Below are 9,063 nucleotides of genomic sequence, written 5' to 3'. Positions count from 1 at the left end.
GTTTTTCTGATGGAGATAACGTCACCAGGAATGCCCCTATACCCAAAAAAGCAAAATCAATGGATTGCAGCAAACTGCGCAGCGTCGCCTCCCGCAGACCAATGGGGCGGCCATTATCCTGAACAACCCGAATTTCTGCGTATCGCTTGCCGGGGGTTTGTCCCTGCCAATAGGTTTCAAAGAAAATGTAATAGCCGTTGTAGAGGACAAAGATCACCAATAGGTAAATGCCCAAACTCCAAGCTTCAATACTCTGACCACTGGCGGGTAGCACCTCAATCAGCCACGGGTAAAGCGCATAAAAGATGTACCCTGCCGCCAACGAAAAGAGCACAAGGGCGGTGTAGAGAATCACCTGATCAATGACCCAAGCTAAAACACGGCTGCCGATTCCCCCAAGGGCAAAGTCCAATTCAATACTTTCGGGCGTGCGTAATGTTACCCGCCGCAACCAACGCAAGGGGTTGACCGCTTTAGAGTGCACTTGAAACGCTGCCCCTTCATTGCGTACCCGCAGATCCCAATAGAGAACTGCCTTGATCCCTTGCCACAGGGGCAGGAGCAAAACTGCGACAAAGAGGCCAGCGACGGGAATAATCACCACACTATTGAGAATACCGCCAAGGAGATTGACGGGAATAGTTGCCAGGGAAGCAACAAAAAACACCGCTAGGGTATGCCATGCCTGTCCCTGCGTCAGTTGCCAACTGCGCCAAATGGACTTGAGGGGCGTACATTCCGGTTCAAGAGCCAAGACCACATCAACGAGGGAAAGCCGCGCCATAAAGTAGCTAATCACCAACAGCGCAAGGAGCACTAGCAACAGGATGCCGAGGAGAAAACTTAACAAGAAGAGACCTCTTGCGGGCTCAGTTTGGATATTCTGCTCCAGGAATTGCCCTAAGGGCGATCCCACCAAATAAAGTAAGTAGCCGATCGCCCCCAAGACCATATAAACCAAAAGCAAAATAAAGCTGACAATCAGAGTAGCCAGCAGATAATTCCACATCTTGGGAAAAATGAAGCTGCGGGCTTCCGATTCCGATTCCTCAAGGGCAGTGAGAGCAGCATAGATCCGGCGAGAAAGCAGGGCACCACTGGCCATCAGCCGGGTCCAACCAAAGAGATAAAAAGGCAAAGCGACCAGGATACCAATGCCTGCAAGCAAGAGAAACAGAGCAACATTATTGATGGCTCCAGCGAGAATCCCGCCAACAATCAGGGCCACAGCGACGATCAGCACGGCGGCAATGGTGAGCAGAAAAAACCACGCATGGGCAAAAAGGCTCAAAAGAAAATAGCGGTTGCCCTGATGACGGTACAGTTCCAAAGCAATCGTGACCACATTGCCACTAGAGAGAGAAGGGAAAAGCCGTCCTCGCTGTTGAAAAGGCCACATTCGCAATACTCAACCAATTGGAAATCGAGACGATCCTAACGTTTGCACCTATCGGTCCCTGCGCCATCTTTGTAAAATTTGTTAACATTAGAACCATTTAGCCCTTCTTTTCTTCGTTCATCGCTGTTGTTGTTCTGTTCTTGATGGCTGAGGTGTGGGCATTGACCCCTCTGGTCAGCTCAGGTATTGGTTGCGTTTTCGCCAGTTCAAGGAGCACGTATGGCACTGTACGCAGAACTACATCGACATTTAGGTGGCTCAGTGGTACCGCGCATCCTTTGGCGGTATTTTCAGCGGAACGATCGCTCCCTTGCTGATCGCTTTCCCGACTATGAGGAATTTGAAGCCTTTTATACTCGCCCCCGCCAATCCCTTGAAGAATACCTCGAACTCCACACCCTAGTGGAGAGTGTGCAAACGCCGCAAACCTTGCCCTATTTCATTTTTCGTTTGATTCGCGGCGCCTATATTTTTGAAAATTTGGCCTACTTGGAGTTGCGCTATACCCCCTACCTGCGCACGGATCCGCAGCGATCCCAGAGCGATCGCATTGAGCAGATGGCAGACATTGTCAAAACCGTGGGTCTAGCTTGCCAAGTGCCCGAGTACCCAATTGTCACTAGCCAAATTCTCTGCATGCACACGCGGCTACCCTATGCCGTCAACCGTGCCATCGTTGATCTGGCGGCGAGTTTTCCTGAGTTTGTCTGTGGGATTGACTTGGCTGGGGGCGATAGCGTCTATGGCGATCGCCTGGCGGAATTTATTGACCTCTATGCCTATGCCCGCGATCGCGGTCTGAAAACCACGGGTCACCTCTACGAAACGGTGAATGGCTGCTACCCCGAATTGCTGCCCTATCTACAACGCATTGGCCATGGCATTCAAATTCCGCTGCGCTACCCAGAGCTGCTCAAAGAAGTTGCTGCAGCGGGGCAATGCCTTGAAGTGTGCCCCACCACCTATTTTCAAACGGGTACCCTTGAGAGCTATGAACAGTTGCGGCTGATTTTTGAACGCTGCTTTGAGGCGGGGGTGGATGTGGCCATTTGTACCGATAATGCGGGTCTGCATAATGTGCGGCTGCCCTTTGAGTACGAAAACTTGCTGACCTATGACATCCTGAACTTCAAGGAATTGCAAGCCTGTCAGGAAGCGGCTTTTCGCCATGCCTTTGCTTGGCCCCATCCGCAACCGCCGACCCTGCTCCTGAGTAACCTGCTTCAGAGCAATTCACCGCAAACTGCCCTTGCCGGCTGCGGTATCCAGTAAGATAGACTTATGAGCAAGATTGAACGCATTACAGGTCGGGGCCTTCCCCTGCGAGGCAACGATATCGATACCGACCGCATTATTCCAGCGCGGTTTCTCCGCTGTGTCACCTTTGATGGCCTCGGAGAACATGTTTTTGCAGACGATCGCCAGTCGGGGCAGCACCCCTTTGACCTGCCTCAGTACCAAGGGGCCCGGATTCTAGTGGTGAATGCCAATTTTGGCTGTGGCTCGAGTCGTGAGCACGCCCCCCAAGCGATCGCCCGTTGGGGCATTCAAGCAATTGTCGGCGAAAGCTTTGCTGAAATTTTTGCGGGGAACTGCTTGGCAATGGGGGTTCCCTGTCTGACGACAGCCCCAGAACAGGTACAGGCACTGCAAACGCTCTTAGAGAATCGGCCCAGTACAGAACTGACCCTAGACCTGCACGCCCTGACCCTGACGGCGGGGGATGAAGTGATTCCCCTAACCGTAGCGGAAAGTAGCCGACAAATGCTCATTTCTGGTCAATGGGATGCCTGTGGTCAGCTCTTGGCCCATCGTGACAAAATCCAGGAAGTAGCAGCGCGACTACCCTATGTGCAGTGGGCCATTCGGTGATGTACCCCCGACGCTGATGCTGACAGACTGATCCATTAATACATTTTCCATTGATACATTTAGAGTGCGGGCTGCTCAGTGACCTCTGCTACTGCAGCGGGCGTTTCCTGAACTGTAAGGAGGGGATGCCCCACCGCTGGTATTGACTGCCCCATGGGTAAAATTTCGCTAAAAACCTGCCTAGAATGTGATCAATATCACAGCAACCCTAGGGAAAACCGGCAAAGGTAGAAGTAAGCACACAATTTAGACCACTTGTTGAAGTGTCACGTTTTGCAACGTTGTTCCTGCCCTAACTTAAGCTGAAGGCGGAAAGTATTTAGAAAGTATTTAGATTTGCAGAGGGAATGATTTTTTGAGGGCGATTAAGACGGAGAGATAAAATGAGTGGCCTGCAAGAGGAACGGCATGTCTTGATTTTGAATACGGTCGGTGGACGGCGGGCGATCGCCCTTGAGGCAGCGGCCTACTCCCTTGGGCGCGATGAGAGTAATGCCATTGTTATTGATTTTGAAACAGTTTCCCGCCAGCACGCCATTCTCCTGCGGGTCCCTGTCCCCGGCACCACCAGCTATCGCTATCGTTTGGTGGATGGCAATGCCAATGGTAAACCCAGTACCAACGGCACTTTTGTCAATGGCAAGCGCATTAGCAGTCATGAATTGCAACACGGCGATGTCATTCTCTTTGGCCGTAAAGCCAAGGCCTCCTATCTCCTGCTCTCCATGGCGGATACAGAGTTTAGCCAATATCTGCAATCCATTGCTTTCCAAAGCATTAAATCCGATCTGCGGGGTGCAAAGGAAACCCTGGTGGGCATGGAGCTAAGTGGCGAACTGCGGCGAACCCCCAACCGTGAATTGGTGGCAGCTGCAGCCACCCAGTTACACCCTGAACTTGAACCAGCAAAAGATACGTTGCCTAGTGAGAGCGACAGCGAGGCAAAGGGGAACAACAAAGAAACCCTCCATGAAAAAGAAAGCCAAGGATTAAAAACGAACCTCGTGGCTCTAGGGGCGATCGCCCTTGTGGTTGTTGCCATTACCATAGGAGCGGTCTGGAGAGCGGGCCTCTCCCCCAATCAACCGCAGGGATCACCACCTGCCACCCCAACCCGCAACTAGCTTAACCCAGATCCTTACATCGCTTTGATAAATAGTTTCAAAGTATAAACAATCCCGTATAATAGTCGCTCCCCTGAGTCCCTTTGCTAAAATAAAATCAATAATGAAATGCGTTCTACAACTAGCTGGGAGGTTGCGATCGCCCTAAAATCATAGGTTCCGCAAAGAAACATAGAGACATTTCAAAAGCAAGCAACTTTTAGGAGAACCTGAATGACAAAGCGAGATCACAACAAAGTCTATAATGTCACTTTGGTGAACGAAGCAAGGGGCCTAAATAAAACGATTCGTGTTCATGCCGACGAGTACATTCTCGATGCGGCTGAAGCCCAAGGTATTTCTCTACCCTACTCCTGCCGTGCTGGCGCCTGTGTCAACTGCGCCGGTCGCATCATTAAAGGTACTGTGGACCAGTCAGATCACTCCTTTTTGAAACCCAAGGAGCTGGATGCTGGCTTTGTGCTGCTGTGTGCCGCCTATCCCACATCGGATTGCATCATCTCAACCCACGAAGAAGACAATTTATTGAACTTAACTTAGCTTTTGCCTCAACGTTGTTGTTGAGGAGTGTCTCCACTTCGGCTTTATAGATTTCCCTCCAGCCGAGGGGGTGGTAGGATTAATAATTCATAATTCCTGAAAAGGCTACTCAACGGTTACTGACTTGGCAAGGTTGCGGGGTTGATCAACATCTAGACCACGGCGGGCAGCAATGTGATAGGCCAACAGTTGCAGAGGCATCACCGTCAAGACCGGGGAGAGAAGCTCATCAACCTCAGGCACCGGTAAGAGCTTATCAAAGGTGTGCTGGGCTTCGGCCTCGTCAAGGGGGGTAACACCAATGAGGCGAGCATCACGAGCGCGGGCCTCTTGGGCATTGGAGAGGACTTTTTCAAAGACACTGCCGGGCATGGCGATCGTGAGCACTGGGACTTTGGCATCGAGGAGGGCGATCGGGCCATGTTTCATCTCACCCGCAGGATACCCCTCGGCATGGATATAGCTAATTTCTTTGAGTTTAAGGGCACCTTCAAGGGCAATGGGAAAGTTGATCCCGCGTCCCAAAAAGATAAAGTCTTGGGTTTCCCAGAAGTCATGGGAGAGAGCTTCAATATAGCGTTCTTGGCTTTCTAAAATTTGCTCCATCTGGGCGGGCAATTGCCGCAACCCAGTCACCAGTTCCGCTAACCGGGAGCGATCGCAAGACTGCCGCTGCCACGCCAATTCGAGGGTCAGCAGATAGAAGGCTATCAACTGGGCAACAAATGTTTTTGTAGCTGCCACGCCAATTTCAATGCCGGCACAGGTATCAATAATGTGGGGCACCAGATGCCCTAGGGTACTTTCGGGCCGATTGGTAATCCCTAACAAACGAGGTTGGAGAGCGCCATCAAGGCCTCGGCGGCGTTTTAGCTCCATCTCTAGGGCCGCAAGGGTGTCTGCTGTTTCCCCAGATTGGGTGACACCAATGGTGAGGGTATAAGGTAGCAGAGGCGGCGGCGCATAGCGAAACTCTGAGGCATATTGCACACTCGTGGGAATCTGAGCCACCTGCTCAAGCAGATATTTGCCCACCAGGCCGGCGTGCCAACTGGTTCCACAGGCAACAATTTGAATGTGCTGTAGATTATCCAGCAAACTGGGAGGAAGATTTAATTGCACAGGACTAAAGGGACTGGCCACATCCCAATCGGCTCGTAAATAGTTCTCTAAACAGGTGCGGACCACCCCCGGCTGCTCATAGATTTCCTTGAGCATGTAGTGCTTAAAGCCCTGCTTTTCGACCATCACAGGGGTCCAGTTGAGGGTACGGGGGGTTTTGCGTAGGCGATGTCCCTCAAAGTCATAGACCTCAACCCCTGTGGGCGTCAGCCGAGCCAGTTCCCCATTTTCCAGCGGCAACACCGCACGGGTATAGGGAATAATCGCTGGGGTATCCGAGGCACAGAAAAATTCCCCTTGGCCAAAACCAATCACCAGAGGAGCCTGTTGCCGTGCCACGATCAATTCATCCGGGTAGTCTGCACAGATAACGGCGATCGCAAATGCACCTTCCAATTGATGTACGGCTTGGCGTACCGCTTCTAGGAGGCCGTTGGCCGTGGGGGTCTCAGGCAATACTTCGGCAATCAGGTGGGGGATGACTTCGGTATCTGTTTCCGAGCGGAAAATGTGCCCCCGCGCCTGTAGTTGGTCCCGCAGTTCCCGATAGTTTTCAATGATGCCATTTTGCACCACAGCTAGGCGATCGCGACTGTCACGATGGGGGTGGGCATTGTGTTCCTCTGGTTTACCGTGGGTTGCCCAACGGGTGTGGCCAATACCGACATGGGCAACAATGTCCAGCTGTTCAACCTTCTCCACCAAGTTCTGGAGTTTGCCCTTGGCGCGCACACAGAGGAGTTCGCCCTCATTGAGTGTGGCAATGCCAGCGGAATCATAACCTCGGTATTCCAGCTTTTGCAGGCCCTGGAGTAGGACTTGCGCCGCTTGCTGGGGGCCAATATAACCAACAATGCCACACATAAATAGACCTCGTAATCTGAGAGAAACAGGGGTGCTCTAACGACGGCTGGCAAACTGGGGCAGTTCCACCTGTGGTTGTTTCAGGGGAGGTCGTGAACGGGTAGCAAAGCGTTCTTTGGTGAATTCGGCTTGCCAAGGCTGAATGCCAATCGGCTGAATCGAACGCCGATGGGAAACTGCTGACCTAGTGATCTTGTCTAAGGGTTTGGAGGCGGTGCTGGAGGGAGCCTCAACTTGCTGAATTGTTCTTTGCCAAGAGGTTTCGATCTGGCGGCGAGAATTGGCGATCGCTTGCCATTCTTGATCATCAATGTTCCACGCTACTTTCTGCCACTCACTCATCACCCAACACCCACACTTTGATGACAGGTTATTATTCGGATTTTTATGAACTAGATTATCGGAATTTTAACAAAAGGCAAGCTTTGGGCAAAAATTGTCACAGGATGCCAGAAAGACAGCCTGTAACTCCCGTCACCTGCTGTGTTGAGCAATTACGCCCATCTCCTAGGGTTCATGCGGTTTCAGGGGAACTCAAGACACTTCACAAACTGGCACGTGCCTTTCCGGTTCCGCCTCTGGGGAGCGGGGCAATTTGTTTTCGTATCTTTTACAGACGAGTGCCGTAGTGCCACAATACCCTAAACAGCCTATCACTGGAGATGCACAGCCATGAACCTGCGGGAACTCCTGACAGCGGCAGCGATTACACCGGGTTTTGAGCATCCTGCCCTCGATCAAGAGGTGAAGTCCCTGAGTACGAATTCTTGGGAGTGTGAGCATGGCTCGTTGTTTATTGGTATGCCGGGCACACGGGTGGAGGGGGGCAATTTTTGGCCAAGTGCCTTGGCGGCAGGGGCGATCGCCGCGGTGGTGTCTCCCCAAGCCAAACCCCGTGAGGGAGATGCCTGTGTAATTGTGGTGCCCGATATTGAGCGTGCCTGTGGTCGGCTTGCAGCTGCTTTTTATAATTACCCCGGCCAACATCTCAGCCTGCTAGGGGTTACGGGTACCAACGGCAAAACAACCACCACTCACTTGGTGGAACATCTCCTCAACAGTGTTGGCTCGCCAACAGCACTCTTGGGGACGCTCTACAGTCGGTGGCCGGGACACTGTGAGGTGGCTAGCCATACAACGCCCTTTGCGGTGACCCTTCGGGCGCAATTGGCCGCTGCAGTGGCCGCAGGCTGTCGCTTTGGGGTAATGGAGGTCAGTTCCCATGCCTTAGCGCAGGATCGGGTGTGGGGCTGTCAGTTTGAGGTGGCGGCTTTTACTAACTTGACCCAAGATCATCTAGACTATCACCGCGATTTGGAGGACTATTTTGCCGCTAAGGCCAAGCTCTTTACCGCTGACTACCTGAAGGGTCGCGCAATTCTCAATGGCGATGATCCCTTTGGCCAGCGACTGGCTCAGCAGTTGCCCCGCGATCGCTACTGGACCTATGGCTTAAGCAAGGATGCGGATTTTTGGGCTGAGAATCTCAACTATCGCATCAATGGTGTGATGGGCACGGTTCATACCCCCCTCGGTAGCGGTACCCTAGACTCACCGTTGGTGGGACAGTTTAATGTGGCCAATGTGCTGGCAGCGATCGCGATGGGAGCAGCGGTGGGGCTACCCCTTGATGCCATGCTCAAGGCCCTGCGTGACTTTCCAGGGGTGCCGGGGCGCATGGAGCAGGTGCGCCTTGACCCAGAACAGGACATTACCGTTGTCGTGGACTATGCCCACACTCCCGATAGCCTTGAGAACCTGCTGAGGGCAGCTCGTCCCTTTATTCCTGGCAAACTGATCTGTGTCTTTGGCTGTGGGGGCGATCGCGATCGCAGCAAACGTCCCCAAATGGGAGCCATTGCCGCTCGCTTGGCGGATCAGGTAGTGGTCACCTCGGACAATCCCCGCACTGAGAATCCACAGCGGATTCTCGATGACATCCTTGCCGGTATCCCACCTGAAACAGCGATGATTGTTGAGGGCGATCGCCGCCAAGCTATTCTCCAAGCCATTCTGAGCGCCGCCCCCGGCGATGGCGTGATTATTGCCGGCAAAGGCCATGAGGACTACCAAATTCTCGGTACCGAAAAAGTGCACTTTGACGATCGCGAGGAAGCCCGAAATGCCCTCAAGGAGCGACTC

The 9,063-nt window shown here is 52.7% G+C and carries 8 protein-coding genes; 5 read left to right on the top strand and 3 right to left on the bottom strand.

Features of this window, described 5'->3' with window-relative positions; all coding sequences use genetic code 11:
- Window positions 1–1,399, bottom strand: a 1,399-nt coding sequence (locus H8Q75_RS01630; RefSeq protein ID WP_297039912.1) for an RDD family protein, incomplete at its 3' end; no start/stop codon positions are given.
- A 219-nt stretch (window positions 1,400–1,618) separates the two neighbouring features.
- On the opposite strand from H8Q75_RS01630, the gene H8Q75_RS01625 reads away from it, so the two are divergent.
- The 4 genes from H8Q75_RS01625 (at window position 1,619) to H8Q75_RS01610 (ending at window position 4,935) form a co-directional block, all read left to right on the top strand.
- Window positions 1,619–2,671, top strand: a complete 1,053-nt coding sequence (locus tag H8Q75_RS01625; RefSeq protein ID WP_024124535.1) for an adenosine deaminase — start codon at window positions 1,619–1,621, stop codon at window positions 2,669–2,671.
- Between the two features lie 9 nt (window positions 2,672–2,680).
- Window positions 2,681–3,271: a 3-isopropylmalate dehydratase small subunit gene (gene leuD, locus H8Q75_RS01620; RefSeq protein WP_297039910.1), complete on the top strand. Its 591-nt coding sequence runs from the start codon at window positions 2,681–2,683 to the stop codon at window positions 3,269–3,271.
- 383 nt (window positions 3,272–3,654) lie between these two features.
- Complete coding sequence (locus tag H8Q75_RS01615) at window positions 3,655–4,395, top strand: FHA domain-containing protein (protein WP_024124537.1); 741 nt, start codon at window positions 3,655–3,657, stop codon at window positions 4,393–4,395.
- 213 nt (window positions 4,396–4,608) lie between these two features.
- Complete coding sequence (locus H8Q75_RS01610) at window positions 4,609–4,935, top strand: 2Fe-2S iron-sulfur cluster-binding protein (RefSeq protein ID WP_024124538.1); 327 nt, start codon at window positions 4,609–4,611, stop codon at window positions 4,933–4,935.
- Window positions 4,936–5,040: 105 nt separating this feature from the next.
- On the opposite strand, the gene glmS is transcribed toward H8Q75_RS01610, so the two are convergent.
- Together glmS and H8Q75_RS01600 are read right to left on the bottom strand one after the other, a co-directional pair.
- Window positions 5,041–6,921, bottom strand: coding sequence for a glutamine--fructose-6-phosphate transaminase (isomerizing) (gene glmS, locus H8Q75_RS01605; protein WP_024124539.1), 1,881 nt, complete (start codon window positions 6,919–6,921; stop codon window positions 5,041–5,043).
- 36 nt (window positions 6,922–6,957) lie between these two features.
- On the bottom strand, window positions 6,958–7,263 hold the full coding sequence (locus H8Q75_RS01600; RefSeq protein ID WP_297039907.1) for a hypothetical protein: 306 nt from the start codon (window positions 7,261–7,263) through the stop codon (window positions 6,958–6,960).
- Between the two features lie 330 nt (window positions 7,264–7,593).
- On the opposite strand from H8Q75_RS01600, the gene H8Q75_RS01595 reads away from it, so the two are divergent.
- Window positions 7,594–9,063, top strand: a 1,470-nt coding sequence (locus H8Q75_RS01595; protein ID WP_297039903.1) for a UDP-N-acetylmuramoyl-L-alanyl-D-glutamate--2,6-diaminopimelate ligase, incomplete at its 3' end; no start/stop codon positions are given.

It is taken from the genome of Thermosynechococcus sp. OHK43, assembly GCF_014466085.1.
GTDB lineage: Bacteria > Cyanobacteriota > Cyanobacteriia > Thermosynechococcales > Thermosynechococcaceae > Thermosynechococcus.
The sequence above is the reverse complement of the archived record's forward strand: the minus strand, read 5'-3'. Positions and strand labels throughout refer to the sequence as shown.